This is a genomic window from Erwinia papayae (assembly GCF_058241465.1).
Window position 1 is genome coordinate 56,754 of sequence record NZ_JBZCHT010000008.1, and the last position, 15,640, is coordinate 72,393.

A 15,640-nucleotide genomic window follows, 5' to 3' on the forward strand; every position below is an offset into this window, starting at 1 on the left:
TACATCCCTGCGAAACTATTTAAAGAAGGTGACGATAATGACTCAGGTTCAGAAAGGTAAAACGGTTCCCGTTCGGCCACCAGCGACGTATTTCAGCTATAGCCCCGACGACGGGTATGAGGAACATGACTCGCCGGAGAAGGCAAAGGCAGCGGCAGACGCTGCGATTGATGCTTATCGGGGTGAAGCATGTGATGGCTGGTCTGATGAAGTGACCAGCGTTACGTGGGGTGTGGTGGCACAACGAGCGACAAAGTTTGGCGAGCGTAAGCGCACCAATGAAGACGCGCATCTTTCTCCAGAAATTCAAACGGTCTGTGACTACTATCTTGCGCCGGAAGTGACCGTACCAGCCTCACTCCCCTTCCCTGCAACGACCGCGCTGCGCATGTTTGCCGAAATGCTTGCCTGCGAATCAATTAAGTCAGGAAATGATGATAGCTGGCGTAGTCGTGCCAGTAATGCAGCGGTTGAATATGCTGATATCGTTGATGCGGAAAATATCGCAGCCGGTCTTACCCCTCTCTCTCCACCAGCAGATCTGATGCCGCGGATTTATGCAGAGGCTCGCCGGGCATATCGTCAGTACCGTTCTGGTGTGGCAGGGCAAACTGTCACGGATGCGGATAACCCGGACTTTCTGTTGGTTATGGCTGCGTGGCAGATGTTTGTCGGGCTGAACGGTGAGCGTCAGGACGGTAAAAAACCGTAGAGTAGTGACAGATAACTCAGGTAATGACCGTTTTCATTTACAAACGTTCGAAATCGAAATTAATGATGGTGGATAAATAATGGACAGATTTGGAGTAGGTGCTGCATTCGCGATTTCTGGGCTGATCATTTTCGTCAGCAGCGGTAGCGTTGGTGACAAAGGTATTATCAACGAGGCAATAAATGCGTTGCTGGTTGATAGTCATCCCTTCGCGCTGGTGGCGCGGATTGGATTCGGTCTAATGATGTTGGGGACGCTTATGTTAGGTTCGTGGATTTTATTTCCGGGGAAGCCCGCAAGACACGCCGAAGTGAACCGGCCAAAACAAAGCGACAAAAACAGCGGTAACTGAGAAAAGTTCAGCTAATCGCAATTTCCATGTAAAAGGTATCTATATTAAAACCAGCGGTGAAGAGAATGGAACATAGCGGATTTTTATTTGTCATTACAGGCTTGAGTATAATCAGCGCGATCTACTGCATGTACGAGATGCAAAAAAAATCGATTAAGACGATGAGCGTACCTGCTGCTACGTTACTGATTATTGCCGCGTTAAGTAGCTATACGGTTTATACAGAAGCACCAAAAATGGTGAATGGTGATGCTCATCTGAATACAGTTCTTGAGCATCACCCCTTACCGAAACCCGTGACCAAGGATCGTCATTGGCAGGGGCTGGAGGTGGCGTACCTCAATGCCACCATTAAGGCTATCGAGTCTGGACGCGCTATTCCTGATGAGGGCATGGAGGTAGCAAAAATCAACATGTGGCTTTACAACAAAGAAATGGCCGGAAAGCTTAACGTTGTCGATTGGGATGGAAAAGATCGCGAACTGGATATTAGCCGAGTTCTGCGATATCAGGAATGGCAGAAGTGTGAAAATGAAGTTTCTAAAAAACCGGGCGATCCGAGAATGTGCTTCCCACCGTGGTCGATTGCCAGCGGTCATGTCCATACGCCTGATGTTGAGTGATCGGGGTGTATCAACAATGTTGACACTATTGCGTGTTGGCATTAGAGTATATACATGTGTTGATACATCAAGAGGTGGTTATGGCTCAGGCAATAGTAAAAAAATGGGGTAACAGCCCGTCAGTCCGGTTGCCAGTAGCAGTGATGAAAGCGGCATCGCTAAACGTCGATGATACTGTCGATATTGAAGTAGAAGATGGTCGTATCATCATCGTCCCTGCAAGACCGAAAGAATATTCCCTTGATGCGCTGCTGTCTGGTATTTCCTCCGATAATCTGCATGACAAAGTGGATTTTGGCCCCGCGAAAGGTAAGGAATTACTCTGATGGTAAAGCGTTATGTTCCAGATGCGGGCGATCTTATCTGGATTGATTTTGACCCGGTAGCCGGGCATGAACAGGGCGGACACCGCCCTGCTGTTGTTTTGAGTCCTTTTGCCTACAACAACAAAGTTGGCCTCCTTCTGTGTGTTCCATGCACGACGCAAGTTAAGGGATACCCCTTTGAGGTCACGTTGTCCGGCAGCAAAGAAGGCGTAGCCCTGTCAGATCAGATAACCTGCGTTGACTGGCGAGCCAGAAAAGTGACCCAAAAATCCACAGTAAGTAAGTCGGAGCTTGCAGAAATCCGGGCCAAAGCAAAGGCGTTGATTGGGTAAGCATCTTTCGCCCTCCCCCCAGCAAGCATCGGGGGGTTATCGGCATTCTGTTTTACCAGAATCTGTACCGGTTGCATTTCCCCTCAAAGTGGGGGTTGATGATATCGACGGACGGCCCGGCCCTGTTCGTTGCAATCTCCCCCCTCATTTTCGGGGGTAAAGTCTGGCCGTAAAAGTTATGATCTCTCAGATTTTTCGGGGGGATATTCTTCGTGAGAAACTAAATATTCACTGTACGCTGCAAAGCGTTCTCTCTTGTTACTGAGATTGGAGGAATGAGAGTGGAATTTTCTAAATACCGTTGGGTGATCTGCGAGTGTTGTGAAGGTGAAGGCAAGACCGGCCACCCTGCTTTCGCTAATGGCATCACATCCAGCGAATGGAACGAATGGGATGAGGAAGATCGTCGAAATTATATGGACGGAATGTTCGATGTCACTTGTGAACACTGTAAGGGACGCGGTTCCGTCAAAGTACCTGATGTATCCCGTATGACATTCGCTGAAAAACGTGAGCTGGTGGTTATTCGGCGAAACTTTCGTGAAGACCGGGAGATCGAACGTATTCATGCTATTGAACGGGCGATGGGGGGCGTAATCCGGCATGGCATAAAGTGAAGTGCTTATGACGTTCTTTTTCTGCCTGAAAAAGAAGCGCCATGAGGCGTTCTGACTGAAAATAGTGTTATCTACATTACCGGGATGATAAGGGAAGTTTTTCCATGCTGTATATGCTGACTTGTTTAGTGATTATGGTGTACGTGATGTACCTGATGGTTACGACACTGAAAGATAAGCTTGAAAATTTGGATGACAGCCGGGTTTTCAGGCCGGGAGCGTTAACCACTTTCGCAACAATTGGTGCGGTAATACTGCTGTTAAGCCCGCTGTACATGACGATGGTCAGTGATTCCCTTAGTCAAAACGCCTCACTATTCACACAGTGGGCCGGGCTTGCTGGTGGACTGCTGTTGGTCGGGGTTTATGGGTGGTTGTTTCTGAAAAGACGTGCATTTTCCTCCGGTCTTATTTCGATTTGTGGGGCCACCCTGATTTTTATTTTTGCGAACAGTTTGCTGTTTGTTTCATCCTCAAATACCGGCGTGCTCAATTTCGGTTTTATCAGTCAGATGACAACAATTAATGATGTCGAATGTGAAAGCGGAATGATGGCCGTGAACCTCGCAGATAAAGGACATTCTTCCGAATGGCGCTGCCCACAAGGCTTCGTTCTGCTGGGAATGTCCAGTAAGCCATTCATTCCGTGGCCTACGTACAGCACGGGCAAGAGTCTTGAGCTTACCGACGCCATTCATACCATGATGGACAGCGCACAAACTGCTACAGAGAAAAAAGACTGATGGAGTGAGCCATGTTTACAGTCGGAAAAACAACTTTCGATATGGCTCATCGTCGCGGGTTGGCACTGACAGTCGAGAGCGACTGTACTGATGACGGCTCTGCCCTGCTCTGCTTCTGGGAGCGCGATGAAGAGTCGGAGTGGATATTCAGCTACCGATTTGATGATCGAGGGTTGATATGGAATGGTAACGTTTATGCGAAAAGCTTTCTGGTAAAGACCATGCCGAAAATAATTTCTGACGAGGCTGAGCTGCGCAATGTAGTGCGTATGTTAGGAAGTAAGCGTCTCAACAGGTGGTTGAACAAGTCATAAAAGTCCTTTTTTGTGCGCTAAATTTTGGTTCCTCCTGTGATGTGAGAAAATTGTTTCAGGTTAAACAGTTTCACGATACAGGAGCTGCACCATGTTCACTATCGGCAAAAAAACATTTGATATGGCAAAGAAGCGCGGCTTTGAGTTGACGCTTGAAGAGGGGCTGGCTTCTGATGGTTCGCTGCTTCTGTGCTTCTGGGAGGAAGGTCAGGACTCTGAATGGCTGTTCAGCTACCAACACACCGGCCACCAGCTTGTCTGGCATGGTAACGTCTACGCACCTGAACGTATCGTTAATCACCTGCCTAAAGTTATTGACGATGAGTACGAGCTTCGGGACATGATTAGTGTTCTTGGCAAGCTGACGTCACAGAAATACCGGGCTTCGATTAATACTTGTCATAAAAAAGTATCTGCATGGAATAGCTATAAGCGCCCTAACTGGATTGAATGCGAACGCCAGCAACTAATGGGGAATGTATCCCGGTTCGGAGCGGGAAATCTCTTTTGAAAATCATAAGCTGAGTAATGTTTCAGATAAATTATCTCCGGGGGGAACTATGAAAACTGCTGATGAGCTGGTGGAACTAACCCCAGCACAGTTGAAAGCATGGAAAAAGCTGCAAACGGCGGTGAAAGAGTTCGTGAGCGCCGGTGGACAGTTTTATTCCAACCTCGACATATTGTCGGGTTATAACGGCAAATACGTTGCAAAGATTGAGCCGGGATGTACTGGTGAATGTCAGGCCGATGACTGCGGTATGCCGTCCATTACAAACTCTGGTTTTTGCTCTTACGCTGACGATGATGCCGGGCTGTTTTTTACCCCAGCCGGGAAAAAATTGTTAAGCAAAGGCGCTGACGATGAAAATTGAAATCACCCCCGCACAACTTGAAGCTATTAGGGAACTGACGGATGATTGCGCTTCAATGATAGGTTGCGGCGAAGACGACTCCGACCGCATCTGGTTAAAGCGCATTCGGCTTATTGATCGTATGCTTGCGAAAAACGGTTATCAGCGAGATTTTTACAAGGAAGTGGTCACTGATGCTGACGAGGATAAACTGTAGAAAAAACTGCACAAAGCGGTATCTGAAAATGTCATGATATCCCCCACCAAAAAAATCAGCAATTTTTCCACCTCAAAACGTCCCCTTTTTTCTTACTTCTTTGCAGGCAAGTTATGAAAGAATGCTTTTTCTGAAACCAACGCATCTGTGTTTAGTTTAAGGAATGGCAATGGAACAACTGAGTTTCAATGAGGAAAGGTTAAATTTTACAACGGCTGCTGCAACAATAGTTATTGAGACGGTGAAGCATCCTGCGCTCGTATTGGTCATCGGGCGATCGGGTTCGGGAAAATCAACGCTGGCGGAAGCGGCTTGCCGGAATGGCTGTTTCGAGTTGATTGACGTACAAACTACGCGGCCAAAAGACTATGAAACGATTTTGCCGAAAATCCTCGCCACAGATAAACATCTCATCATTGATGGATTAGACCTTAACGTTCAGGAATCAGAAGTGGTACTGAGCACGCTGAGAAGCCAACAGGTACAGGGGAAAGGCGCAATAGTTACGTCTATGTTTTGTGACGACTCCCCAGTCACCCGTCTGTTCACGGCAATGTTCTGGATAGAAAATGAATCACCAAGGATCGATGGACATATCCGCTTTAAAAGAATTTTGAGCCTTGATGAATACGACCCGCGAGGGATGAATTACTCCCGGAGCCTTACGACTCAGACCTCTATCTCTGATGTAGAACCCACAGAACCTACGCTAACCGCCCCTCTCCGTAACACTCGCCGGAAAAATAAAATAGCGGCGCAGACACCCGAAAGTAAGTTACAGGCGGAGCACAAGTCTCTCGCGGAAGCCATCATAGCTGCTGGCCTAAAAACAGGTTTAATCTCGTCCCCTGATGAGCTGGCATTTGATAGCCACGACCGCGACGTTATTGCCGATACCATCAAGTCTGCTGCTTTGGATTCAGGTGTAATCTCCGAATCTGCTGATTTCACTGTCGATGAACTGGTCAGGATCGTACAAACGATGGCGGACGTGTGTGCTTCCGGCAATGGTGAGGTGATATCTAACTGATATATCTGCTGTTAAGTGCGTTTCTGGCGGAGCTTTCGAGCTGCCTTTCTGAGTAAAAATACGCTGACCAGCCCTCCGTTGCTGATGTTTGTTGATAGTGCGGTGTTGCTGAAACCGACTTCTCTTCGTCAGATTAGCGACCTTCTCACCAAAGCGAAAAAAGATAACAGCAGCATCCAGTTTGACGAAGCCGATGTGGGCCGTAACAACGGCTACAAAGTTTCTCCGTCATGGCTGTACGTTGAGCCGGGATTCAACCTGCGCGACCTGAACATTGAACAGGCGGAGATGTTCAAAGGTATGTGGCTACGCGGTGCGCGCATCCCGGCAATTCTGGTTAAAGTTGTCATCCTCAACGGTGTTACTCGACTGAAAATCATCGATGGGCATCACCGCTTTGCTGGCCTGATGGCAGCTATCAATGAAGGTGCGAACATCCCTACAGTGCCAATTGAAGAATATACCGGTAACTCTGCGGATGAAATTTTTGAAATGCTCAAAAGCGCACAGGGTCTGGCGCTAAAACCTATCGAGCGGGCAGAAGGTTTCCGCCGTCTGCGTGGCTGGAATCTGAGCATTGAAGATATCGCGGCAGGTTCCGGCAACAATGTTCAAACAGTACGCCGTTCGCTGATTCTGGTCGATGCAGAAGAGAACGTTAAGGCGCTGGTACGCGAAGAAAAAGTATCTGCTGATGTGGCTATCAACCTGCTGGTGGAATGCAAAGGCACTGAGCGCGACGTATATAAAGAGCTACTTGCGTCACTGGAAGAAGCACAAAAAGCGGGTAAAACGAAGGTCACAGCCCGCTTCGTTAAGTCTAAAAAAGTGTCGGTTAAACCGAAGGTTATCCGTGAAACATTCACCTCCCTGCTGCCAGCAAGCAACCAGATCCGCTCTCAGATTGAGCGTGTAAAAACTGATGATACTACAGACCCTGACGCGGTTAGCATCAACATCCCGGCAGACGCCGCCCGTATGCTGCTGGCCGTTCTGGAGCAGTATGAGGCGAGCCAGAAAGCGGGGGCAGCCGAACAGGAAGAGAACGCGGAGACAACTGAGCTGGACGAGCGCACGGAGGCAACTGAGCAGGAAGAGAGCGCCGACGAAAGCGCCGTAGAAGAGCAATAACACATTCCCCCGTACTTACGGGGGTTATTTTTATATGGCGGTCACTGCACTTGCCAGAACGCATCGAGTAACACGGAGTATATATGGCTGACTGGTGGCTACCAATGCCAATGTTGACGGTTCTGGCTCGCATTAAGCGTGGCGATGTGCTGATCGGGGACAGTAATGGCCGTTACTACTGGAAAGCAGACAATAAACGCTGTAGCCCTACTGCAAAGGCGCTGGTAAACCGGGGCCTTATCTGCCAGAAAGGTTTTAACGGGGAAATGTCGATTACACCATCCGGCCGGAATGAACTGGGGTATAACCATGCCCGTATTCCCTATTTACCGTAACAGTGATTGATATCATGAACAAAAATAGCTTAATAGCGCTGGTGTTTTCATTCCAAATTCTGGCAACGCAAACTGTTCGTGCTGACGTTCAGCAAGAATATGTCCGGCTGTCTCAGGATGAATATCAGCAACTCCTTTCCCGCGCTCAACAAAATGGTGAATTCTTACCCCGTCAGAGCGGTGTCACTGATACCGGGCCGGACGGCGAGCCTATGGTGCGCCTGACAAACCGCGAGTACACCAAACTTATTGAACAGTCTAAACCCGAAGCCCATGAGAGCTGGAGCGATAAACTACCGCCTTTTAGCATGTTCAGTTTTTGGCTTGGTTGGGTGAGTGGGATGGTCGGCATCATTATTTTCCGACTCTTGATTAGGTCTGCATGATGAAACTGGGAGCGAGGCAAATACGTTTTTTAGAACTTACTGTGAAACACGGCACTACTGATTTTGTTTTCGCTGGTGGCGCAGCGGATCAGAACGTCCGGGAATCGCTGGAGAAAAAAGGCTTGCTGAAAATAATCCGGCAAACTCCGGGGTATTATCCTGTCTACGAACTGACAGATGTCGGCAATAAATATTGTAAAGAATCGGGGGGTGGGGGCTAATAACCGATGGAAAATCAATTCGAAGTGAAAGCAGATGAAGGAGTATCAAACGACCGTCTGCTAGAAGCGATTAACAGTATGAGCTTTTGGGGAAGCACTACCGGTATTGAACTTGACGAAATCATTGAGGTATTCAGCGAAGCGTTGCGTAACCGCAGGGTGAAACAATCGGAAGACATTGTGCATTCTGGCCGTTTGCCTGTTGAACATATAGGTTACGTGACCCGTGATCGCAAAATGATGATCTTCAAAGACAGTCCGAACATGTTGCCGGAAGATGTAAGCACGCTGGATAAACTGGTTGTCTTATCCGGGCAACTGATTAAACCAGAGGAAGATATCCTGTCAGAAAATGTTGCCCTCAAAGCAGAACTGGAGCGTGCGTGCGGCTTCTCCGTTGATACCCCTCTGACAGACCGTCGTTTACTTGCTGTTCGCGCTGATGGTGTGGACGAGTATGCAGCCTTTCAGGATGCAGTAGCCGAAAAATATGCCAAACCCTCACCGGGTTGTTATGGGGAAGAATCAGCGCGATATGCAGCCGCATCTGCCCGGAAGTTTTCGCAGAATTTACGAAATAATGGGTAAAACGAATTTTCTAGGGAGAAAATAATATGTATACATTGGTTTTGGTTATGGCACTTGGTATGAAAGAAGGCGTTACTTCCCAGAAAATTCCGGGCTACTCCACTCTGGCTGAATGCGGCAACGCAATTAATGATATCTATTCACCAAAGAAAGATTCATACAACCAATTCAAGGCAATTTGTGTCCCCTCCCCTTCCGCTGGTGAAGAGAACAAAACTTAGCGACAAAGCACTATTCTCTTTCAGGCCGCATATGCGGCTTTTTTATTATATTCACTATTTGGCCTGAGTATGTATGGTGCTTTAATAATTCAACCGCCCTGAATGTCGAGGTTATGTATGTCTTTCCCTAAACCAATTAAGGCGCTTCAAATTGTCACCTCTTGGCTGGAGGACAATATCGCAATGGAGTCTGAAATTATCTTTGATAATGATGAAGACAACACCAACGCCGAAACCCTTCTTCCAGCCTTACAGCAGGCACTGATGCTATTGCTGGCGCTGGAAGGACATCAGACAAGTGAAAGCAAGGCTGTTTCTGATACAAAATTGCGGGAAGATTTTGAAAAACGAATCCGGCGTAGTCGTCCAGATTGAGGAGGCATGATGAAAAGATACACCATCATTCTGAGCGATCACGCTGGTTATGCCGATTATCATGTGCTGGCCTCAGACAGGGCCAGTGCCATTGCGAAAGCAGTCACCGAACACTGTAAGAATGACAGTGAAGACGAACGTGAAGAGCGTCAGAATAAACGCTCGCATCAGCCCGAGCCAATTTTCTCGTATCGCGGGTGGTGTAAGCACGCGAAAAAATAGAAAAACAGGAGAAGGTAATGAAACCATATGGCCGTTTTTATTCCGTTAACGGTTGTACCTGTGCATTATGCCGCTCTCGCGGATACCGCAAAGGTAATGCCTACGGCGACGCTCTGCGGGCCAGTAAACACCGTGCTCGTCAGGAATCAAAACGTGAAATTAAGGATCTGATTCATGAAGCTGACTAACGCCCAGATTTACACCCTGCGTCGTTTAGCCAGCGGAACCCGTTATACTCTGCGCGGCGACAGTAAAAAGGCGCGCGAATGCAGACCGTGTGTCAGAAGTCTTTTCGGTACTGATGATATAGCCGCACCATCCATTCCCGTGCTGATTCGCCTTGGGCTGGTGGATTTCGCCCGTTCGGGGCCAAAGGTACACTCCACGTTTTATCAGGTGGAACTTACCGAAGCGGGGAAGCAAGCCGTTGCCACTATGAAGATTAAGGACTGACATTTAATAATAATCTTTCTATGCGGGAATTAAGATAACTATATCGTAAACATTGGAGTGAAATATGAAAATCACGGCAACATTGATGAGAACACAGCTTGCTTAGCAGGGAAAAAAGATGAAACTGACTGGTAGTAATAAAAATGGTGATCGCTTCTATGTGGTGACTGGGTGGAGCGGAGAATACACAATACAGGGCATCGCTTGGCAACTTGGTTTTATTTAATCAAGGATTAATCCCTTATGTCCGTCAGACAAGCCATTATCCATAATGTCAGGAAGTTTCGCGCTGTGCCTGCTGGCAGTTTTCTCTGGCTGGATATACCCGGCGCAGATGACTTGATTGAGAGCCGTGAAGTGCGGAACCTTGACTTCCTGCTGGCAGAATACGGAATGCCGGAGGAGTTGGTGGTTCATCTCGATACGCCGGAGGGGGACTTTGAAGACAGTTTTTGCATCGATGTTTGCGATCTGGTCAATCCTCCAGCCCTCCCCCGCAAAACGAACCGAGCGCTCGAAGCACGAGAAAGAGTTGTCACGTTATTCGGCGCTAAAAAAATAGAGAACGTCGAAGCACTGGTGACATTTTACGCCGGTTATCTGCTGGAGAAATTCAGGGCGAGTCATGGTTATACCGGCCCTGATCCGATAGTTAAAACCCGCTGGCATACAAAGTCATCATGGGGTGGACGTAAGGGCATAACCATATCGCCGGGCTATTTGTATAACACATCATCAGACTTTTTTGGGTTCACGTTCTGGGAATACCGGCACGTTAGCAAGTCCCCCTTGATCGGTGATTTTATTTCGCTCAACCGCTTAAACCACGTTAAAGCACTGGTGGCCCATGAGCTGGCGCACTTCCTGCAACGGAATACAGAATATGCCTCATTGCCTGCGCTGGACTACCGACGAAGCCACGGCGAAGGCTGGCAATACCTTTACACTGTAACGCGAGCAGACCTTAACCGCTTCGTCAGCAACTGAGCATTCGTAGTAAGATGTTTTTCCACTCGCCAAGTTCCCCAGAGTCAGGAATCGTAAAAATGAAATCTATGACGTTTGAAGATGCAAAATCAAAGCTGCTGGAAAATGTTATAGGCAGTAACGACTATGCAAAATTAACAACGTGGCAGGAGTTGAGTGAAGCGGCGGAACAGGAAATATGTTTTGCAGAGGAACGTATTCGTGGTCTACAGGATGTTGCTACACAAGCGAACGAAAATGAAGAGTTTTGATCAGGAGGGAGAAACACGATAAGTATCCCCGGTCACTGGATTAAATGTAACTCACTGAATTATATAGTTTATGCGCTAATATTTCGGGGTGAAATCCCGCAACTGTTCTCACGTTGACTGGCTTATGTGCCGTATTTTGGCCCAGCTTCGCTATATGCTAATGTTTAATCAGTGGTAAAACGTCGTGAAGTAATCTTAAATCATTACGAGGTGTTTAGATGAATAGTATGCTGGTGGAGAAAAGACAACAAGTACCCGGTATGACTAAATGTACGTGGGAAGGAATGCCCGTCACGGTGATCGATGTCGGTTATGCCGGAAAAAGTATTATTGAGTGCTTGAAGGATACCCCGCTGGAAAATATGGAACTTGGAGGAATCAATCCTTTTGATGAAATGATCGAATAAAAGCTCATTTCACCCTCATCGAGCGGTATGTAGAAATATTATAGCGGGGAATTCCCCGCTCACTTAACCATCTCCATCTCCAACTTCGGCCCTCCCCTACTCCATGTTAGTCTGACCATAACAGAACAAGACACAGGGAGTACAACCATCATGGCTATGACCAAAAAAGAACAGACTGAGTTTGAAAAGGCCAGAAGTTATCGTTCTCTCCGCTTTAGCGACTACCCCACCAGCACCGATTTAGATGCCAAATCGTCCGATTCCGGGCTGATAGTCGGTTTTGCTATAAATGTCAGCCGCGTGTTCTCAATGGGAACAATCAGTAGCTATAGCCCGGCAGTCTATGCGGCATGGTCAGAACGTAACTCACACGGTTCCGGTGATGGTTCAGATGATAACCGCCGTCGTTCCTCTCAGGGCGCTGTTCCTCTATATTCAACAAAGAAACGCGCACTTGGGGCATTACGTCGTGAACTGGAAGATAAATTTGCAGCTCTGCTCTTAGAAATAGATGATGCAATTGCCGAAGAAGAATTAAAGGAAAACCCAAAATGAAAGTAAAAGAACTTATCGCCCTTCTCCAGAATCAGGATCAAGAAGCAGAAATTGTCATTGCCGGTTTCGAGACTGTGTGCAGCAAAATGGTGGCTCAGGCCGATATAGTTACCCCTTGTCAAACCGTCTCTGTTACCTCTGATAGTTTTGCAGGCAACCGACAATTATCAACGAGTGGCGAACCGTCCGTGTGGATTGGCTGGAGCGGTGATTATCGAACCGAGGGACACAGGAATGTGCTGAACAACCCAGATTATTATGACAAGGAATATGACGATGATTAACAGAGTCAAACACCTGCTGCTGTTATTCGTGTTGCTGACCGCATCGCTTGCTTTATATCGGTATACGTTATCCATTCCCGATAGCCCAGTCCAAGCTGTAATGATGCCTCTTTCCGGCGTGCTGGGCGCGACTGGCGTTGCGGGCTTATTCCAGTTTTTCTTGGTCGTTGTCCATGAATATTGTTTACGCAGATTATCCGGGGGAAAAAATGCAGGATAATCCTGTCGTTGTCAATCAGCCTACCGGTCGGATGATACGCATAACGAAAACAACCGGGCGCGGTAGTGATTACTATGGCCTGTGTGAACTCTGTGGTGGTCATATGTCTGAATGCTTTACTTCGCGACTGGCCCGTGAACGGCGACGTGAGGATGGTTCGCTCTACCCTGACCTTGCTGGCGTCCATGTTTTTGCGCATAAAACATGCATAGATAAACTTGCAGAGAGAGATAAAAAGTTTTAACAGGACGGGCTGAATGGACAGATTTAATCGAATTCCTTTTGGTTTTGAGGAAAATACCCAGCAATTTGTTGACGTTCATGATGTTAAGTACGGAAGGAAATGTGGGTGTGTCTGCCCGTCATGCCGTCTTCCATTAATAGCAAGACACTGATTAGAATTTTCAACGGTGTGTCAGAGTGATTTTTACCCAAAGTTGGAAACGAACGGCTGCGGGAAGATGGCTCTACCTATGTTGACTATTCTGGCTCTATGGTTTTTGCACATGAAGCGTGTATTGATAAACTGTCATTAAGTGATTGATGAACACTTGTTTTAAATAAGGAGAAAGTCTGTGGATGCTTTTTTTAACAGCGTGAGTTGGGGGTGGACTATATTCCTTTCCATTTTGATTTGGGGAGGTGCGGTTGCAGCCATCATTTTCTACTACATAAAACAAAACAGCCGCCATTATTACTATTCCGGTTTCCCGGAGTTTCCTACGACCATTGTCGTTACATTCGCGGTTGCTATGGCATGGCTGGGAGCGCTACCTATCCTGAATGCTATGGCTGATCAGTATCAATACGGTTCACTGGTTGGTGCGTCAAGAGAAATTCTTTCCGATCAGTACAGGCCCGTTTACGGCAGAGGTGGTTTCCAGTTCTTTGTTTTCTTCATCATTGTTCTCGCTGGTGGGCTTATCACTTATTTTCGCCGGGACAGACGGTATTAATGAAGGGAAGCTCGCCCCACGTCCTTATTGCGGGCAACCGCAGTTCTCATCGCCAGAGTGTTCACCTCTGGCATGAGACAACGACACGCGCCCACTGGCGCTGATCGTTCATAGGGAATGGGAGCAATAAACCCATTCCCATTTTTGCCTTTAGGCCGGTCACGGAGTGGCTGAAACCATATCCCCGGCGAATATAACCAATATCCAGTATATGGCCGCGACCGCCACCCCTGTAGGGAGCTAAAACCCTGCGGGTGCAATCCACCTACCCACCCTCTTTACCCTCTTCCGTTTTACCCTCTTTGCCACCCTCACTGCCCCGCAGCAAAAACAAATACAACTTATTGATATTTAACAGATATTTATTAAAATTTCGCCACGAAATCCTGCAAATTTCGGCCACCAACACCCGCATGAGACAATGCAGTTAGAAGATAAAAATTTGTCATTCAGGAACGAGATATGAAGAACCATAAATTTTACATGGCTTGTCTGCGCGATACAGTGGGAAGCAATATGGCGTTTCATTGCGTTGATGGTGCTGGATACACTACCGATATTGATAAAGCCGCAGTCTTTTCGAAAGAAGAAGCCCAGCGCTTCTGGGATTCAGCCCGTGAGTTTGATGTGCCTGTTTCCCAGTATTGGGTAAGCGCTCTGTCCGATTTTCATGTGGACTGCCAGTACGTGCCGACTTTGACAACGCTTGTCGATGGCTGCACCCGCTATGTTGGTTTCATTAAGGGGCAATGGGATGGTAACGATTTATACTGGTTGTGTGATGGATATATCCCGGTAACTAATTTTCATAACGCGACAATTTATGACAAACCTGATTTAAGTCGCGAAAATGTTATCTGGATACCGTTTGACCGGGCAGATGCAGTGAAACGCCGCACGTTCGCCCTGCGCCTCTTTGACAGACGCACAATGATTCAGGCAAAAGGGTTAAAAATGCCTGAATGGCTTAAACGTCAGCGTCGTCGAAAACACAATGCCACCGGAAAGGTTCGCTGGAACTGTCCGGGGTGTGGCAAAATTCACTGGCAGTATAATCCTTATGATTTTGACGGCTGTACACACTGGGGTTGCCCGGAGTATGTGCGTCATTTTGAAGATTGAAGAGGCGTAAACATGTTTGCAGATAAAGAACCACACATAGTTATTAATGGTGTTGTGCTGGATCATGCTCAAACCATTGCCGTGCGAAATGCCATATCAACTCATCGCGCATGGCTCATCGATAATGGATTAGGTGATGACCAGATAGGCAAAGACCTATCCGAGAGTTATCAGGCTCGCTTAGGTGAGGTTGAAGACATCATGCTTTACTCGCCGCGATGACAGAGAATTTGCCTGTTTGCACCAGTTCGGCACCTCATTTCGTTATGAGATAATCAAGTGAATTAAGGCGATGCCGGAGCGGAATCCGGGAGTAAAGAGGCTCCATGAACACTAAAATTGAAGTCGGAAGTTTAGTATTCTGTTACAGGACAGAAGGGTGCCGGGGGCGCTGTGAAGGGTTGAAAGCGGTCACTGAATTGGAAGTCAGGGATGGAATAACCTACTACAAGGTAACGCCATCAGATGACCCAATGTATACTGGAGATCATTGGTATACAGCAGGTTGTCTGATGTTAGCTCAACGCCCGCCAGTCGGCACGGAAACAAAATTTAAGATTGGTGATCGAGTCCATTGCTTCGGAACCTATCATATTTATTGCGCCACTGGCGTTATTGAACATATTGTCTGGTTTGAGGGAAAACCAGACTACTACGTAACACCAACGGCAACCCCCTGGTATGGTTACAACGATAAGTCGTTGCAACTGGCGACCAAACCTGTTTGCACCACACCAGAATGGGAGAACTTCGTGTTTTAACACTCCTCCCCTACGGCTATTCGGCCCCCTTCCCCCCTGTGGGAT

33 protein-coding genes are annotated in these 15,640 nt (G+C 47.5%); all 33 read left to right on the top strand.

Going from position 1 to position 15,640, the window contains the following annotated elements; genetic code table 11:
• Positions 1–37: 37 nt before the first annotated feature.
• The 33 genes from AC3RPL_RS03755 to AC3RPL_RS03915 all read left to right on the top strand — a co-directional run bounded on the left by AC3RPL_RS03755 (position 38) and on the right by AC3RPL_RS03915 (position 15,595).
• Positions 38–712, top strand: coding sequence for a hypothetical protein (locus tag AC3RPL_RS03755; protein WP_490739028.1), 675 nt, complete (start codon positions 38–40; stop codon positions 710–712).
• A gap of 79 nt (positions 713–791) precedes the next feature.
• Entirely contained in the window at positions 792–1,064 is a 273-nt protein-coding gene (locus AC3RPL_RS03760; protein ID WP_490739029.1) for a hypothetical protein, read from the top strand.
• 65 nt (positions 1,065–1,129) lie between these two features.
• Positions 1,130–1,687, top strand: a complete 558-nt coding sequence (locus AC3RPL_RS03765; RefSeq protein ID WP_171879678.1) for a hypothetical protein — start codon at positions 1,130–1,132, stop codon at positions 1,685–1,687.
• A gap of 80 nt (positions 1,688–1,767) precedes the next feature.
• Positions 1,768–2,013, top strand: a complete 246-nt coding sequence (locus AC3RPL_RS03770) for an AbrB/MazE/SpoVT family DNA-binding domain-containing protein (protein WP_113455953.1) — start codon at positions 1,768–1,770, stop codon at positions 2,011–2,013.
• On the top strand, positions 2,013–2,345 hold the full coding sequence (gene mazF / locus AC3RPL_RS03775; RefSeq protein ID WP_023286013.1) for an endoribonuclease MazF: 333 nt from the start codon (positions 2,013–2,015) through the stop codon (positions 2,343–2,345). The genes AC3RPL_RS03770 and mazF overlap by 1 nt, the downstream gene beginning before the upstream one ends.
• A 281-nt stretch (positions 2,346–2,626) precedes the next feature.
• Positions 2,627–2,962 (top strand): hypothetical protein, encoded by a 336-nt coding sequence (locus tag AC3RPL_RS03780; RefSeq protein ID WP_490739030.1) that lies wholly within the window; start codon positions 2,627–2,629, stop codon positions 2,960–2,962.
• A 104-nt stretch (positions 2,963–3,066) separates the two neighbouring features.
• Complete coding sequence (locus AC3RPL_RS03785; RefSeq protein WP_023286011.1) at positions 3,067–3,705, top strand: hypothetical protein; 639 nt, start codon at positions 3,067–3,069, stop codon at positions 3,703–3,705.
• Between the two features lie 11 nt (positions 3,706–3,716).
• On the top strand, positions 3,717–4,019 hold the full coding sequence (locus AC3RPL_RS03790; protein WP_023286010.1) for a hypothetical protein: 303 nt from the start codon (positions 3,717–3,719) through the stop codon (positions 4,017–4,019).
• A gap of 91 nt (positions 4,020–4,110) precedes the next feature.
• The gene (locus AC3RPL_RS03795; protein WP_023286009.1) at positions 4,111–4,530 is read left to right on the top strand and encodes a hypothetical protein; all 420 of its coding nucleotides are present in this window, start codon (positions 4,111–4,113) and stop codon (positions 4,528–4,530) included.
• Between the two features lie 49 nt (positions 4,531–4,579).
• A complete protein-coding gene (locus AC3RPL_RS03800) occupies positions 4,580–4,894 on the top strand; it encodes a hypothetical protein (protein ID WP_023286008.1) in 315 nt (104 codons plus the stop codon).
• Entirely contained in the window at positions 4,884–5,090 is a 207-nt protein-coding gene (locus AC3RPL_RS03805; protein ID WP_045268441.1) for a hypothetical protein, read from the top strand. Before AC3RPL_RS03800 ends, AC3RPL_RS03805 begins: the two co-directional genes overlap by 11 nt.
• 169 nt (positions 5,091–5,259) lie before the next feature.
• Complete coding sequence (locus AC3RPL_RS03810; protein ID WP_490739031.1) at positions 5,260–6,120, top strand: ATP-binding protein; 861 nt, start codon at positions 5,260–5,262, stop codon at positions 6,118–6,120.
• A gap of 84 nt (positions 6,121–6,204) precedes the next feature.
• On the top strand, positions 6,205–7,251 hold the full coding sequence (locus tag AC3RPL_RS03815) for a ParB-like helix-turn-helix domain-containing protein (RefSeq protein ID WP_490739032.1): 1,047 nt from the start codon (positions 6,205–6,207) through the stop codon (positions 7,249–7,251).
• 83 nt (positions 7,252–7,334) lie between these two features.
• Positions 7,335–7,586: a hypothetical protein gene (locus tag AC3RPL_RS03820; protein WP_098992508.1), complete on the top strand. Its 252-nt coding sequence runs from the start codon at positions 7,335–7,337 to the stop codon at positions 7,584–7,586.
• Between the two features lie 14 nt (positions 7,587–7,600).
• A complete protein-coding gene (locus tag AC3RPL_RS03825) occupies positions 7,601–7,972 on the top strand; it encodes a hypothetical protein (protein ID WP_490739033.1) in 372 nt (123 codons plus the stop codon).
• Complete coding sequence (locus tag AC3RPL_RS03830; protein ID WP_227522550.1) at positions 7,969–8,193, top strand: hypothetical protein; 225 nt, start codon at positions 7,969–7,971, stop codon at positions 8,191–8,193. Before AC3RPL_RS03825 ends, AC3RPL_RS03830 begins: the two co-directional genes overlap by 4 nt.
• A gap of 6 nt (positions 8,194–8,199) precedes the next feature.
• Positions 8,200–8,781: a hypothetical protein gene (locus tag AC3RPL_RS03835; protein WP_490739034.1), complete on the top strand. Its 582-nt coding sequence runs from the start codon at positions 8,200–8,202 to the stop codon at positions 8,779–8,781.
• A 26-nt stretch (positions 8,782–8,807) separates the two neighbouring features.
• A complete protein-coding gene (locus AC3RPL_RS03840; protein ID WP_490739035.1) occupies positions 8,808–9,002 on the top strand; it encodes a hypothetical protein in 195 nt (64 codons plus the stop codon).
• Between the two features lie 117 nt (positions 9,003–9,119).
• Positions 9,120–9,377, top strand: coding sequence for a hypothetical protein (locus tag AC3RPL_RS03845; protein ID WP_490739036.1), 258 nt, complete (start codon positions 9,120–9,122; stop codon positions 9,375–9,377).
• Between the two features lie 9 nt (positions 9,378–9,386).
• On the top strand, positions 9,387–9,599 hold the full coding sequence (locus AC3RPL_RS03850; RefSeq protein ID WP_098992505.1) for a hypothetical protein: 213 nt from the start codon (positions 9,387–9,389) through the stop codon (positions 9,597–9,599).
• Between the two features lie 17 nt (positions 9,600–9,616).
• The gene (locus tag AC3RPL_RS03855) at positions 9,617–9,787 is read left to right on the top strand and encodes a hypothetical protein (protein ID WP_181883487.1); all 171 of its coding nucleotides are present in this window, start codon (positions 9,617–9,619) and stop codon (positions 9,785–9,787) included.
• Positions 9,774–10,052: a hypothetical protein gene (locus tag AC3RPL_RS03860; RefSeq protein ID WP_490739037.1), complete on the top strand. Its 279-nt coding sequence runs from the start codon at positions 9,774–9,776 to the stop codon at positions 10,050–10,052. Before AC3RPL_RS03855 ends, AC3RPL_RS03860 begins: the two co-directional genes overlap by 14 nt.
• A gap of 243 nt (positions 10,053–10,295) precedes the next feature.
• Positions 10,296–11,039 (top strand): hypothetical protein, encoded by a 744-nt coding sequence (locus AC3RPL_RS03865; RefSeq protein WP_490739038.1) that lies wholly within the window; start codon positions 10,296–10,298, stop codon positions 11,037–11,039.
• A gap of 59 nt (positions 11,040–11,098) precedes the next feature.
• A complete protein-coding gene (locus tag AC3RPL_RS03870) occupies positions 11,099–11,290 on the top strand; it encodes a hypothetical protein (protein ID WP_490739039.1) in 192 nt (63 codons plus the stop codon).
• Between the two features lie 218 nt (positions 11,291–11,508).
• Positions 11,509–11,697 (top strand): hypothetical protein, encoded by a 189-nt coding sequence (locus tag AC3RPL_RS03875; protein ID WP_045268448.1) that lies wholly within the window; start codon positions 11,509–11,511, stop codon positions 11,695–11,697.
• 150 nt (positions 11,698–11,847) lie between these two features.
• Entirely contained in the window at positions 11,848–12,252 is a 405-nt protein-coding gene (locus AC3RPL_RS03880) for a hypothetical protein (protein WP_124767158.1), read from the top strand.
• Positions 12,249–12,536, top strand: a complete 288-nt coding sequence (locus AC3RPL_RS03885) for a hypothetical protein (RefSeq protein WP_124767157.1) — start codon at positions 12,249–12,251, stop codon at positions 12,534–12,536. Before AC3RPL_RS03880 ends, AC3RPL_RS03885 begins: the two co-directional genes overlap by 4 nt.
• Complete coding sequence (locus AC3RPL_RS03890) at positions 12,529–12,756, top strand: hypothetical protein (protein WP_441326876.1); 228 nt, start codon at positions 12,529–12,531, stop codon at positions 12,754–12,756. Before AC3RPL_RS03885 ends, AC3RPL_RS03890 begins: the two co-directional genes overlap by 8 nt.
• On the top strand, positions 12,746–13,000 hold the full coding sequence (locus AC3RPL_RS03895) for a hypothetical protein (protein ID WP_196558481.1): 255 nt from the start codon (positions 12,746–12,748) through the stop codon (positions 12,998–13,000). Before AC3RPL_RS03890 ends, AC3RPL_RS03895 begins: the two co-directional genes overlap by 11 nt.
• A gap of 331 nt (positions 13,001–13,331) precedes the next feature.
• Positions 13,332–13,712 (top strand): hypothetical protein, encoded by a 381-nt coding sequence (locus tag AC3RPL_RS03900; protein ID WP_045268451.1) that lies wholly within the window; start codon positions 13,332–13,334, stop codon positions 13,710–13,712.
• A 462-nt stretch (positions 13,713–14,174) separates the two neighbouring features.
• On the top strand, positions 14,175–14,834 hold the full coding sequence (locus AC3RPL_RS03905) for a hypothetical protein (RefSeq protein ID WP_490739040.1): 660 nt from the start codon (positions 14,175–14,177) through the stop codon (positions 14,832–14,834).
• 12 nt (positions 14,835–14,846) lie between these two features.
• A complete protein-coding gene (locus AC3RPL_RS03910) occupies positions 14,847–15,056 on the top strand; it encodes a hypothetical protein (RefSeq protein ID WP_080861803.1) in 210 nt (69 codons plus the stop codon).
• Positions 15,057–15,160: 104 nt separating this feature from the next.
• Entirely contained in the window at positions 15,161–15,595 is a 435-nt protein-coding gene (locus AC3RPL_RS03915) for a hypothetical protein (protein ID WP_490739041.1), read from the top strand.
• Positions 15,596–15,640: the final 45 nt, after the last annotated feature.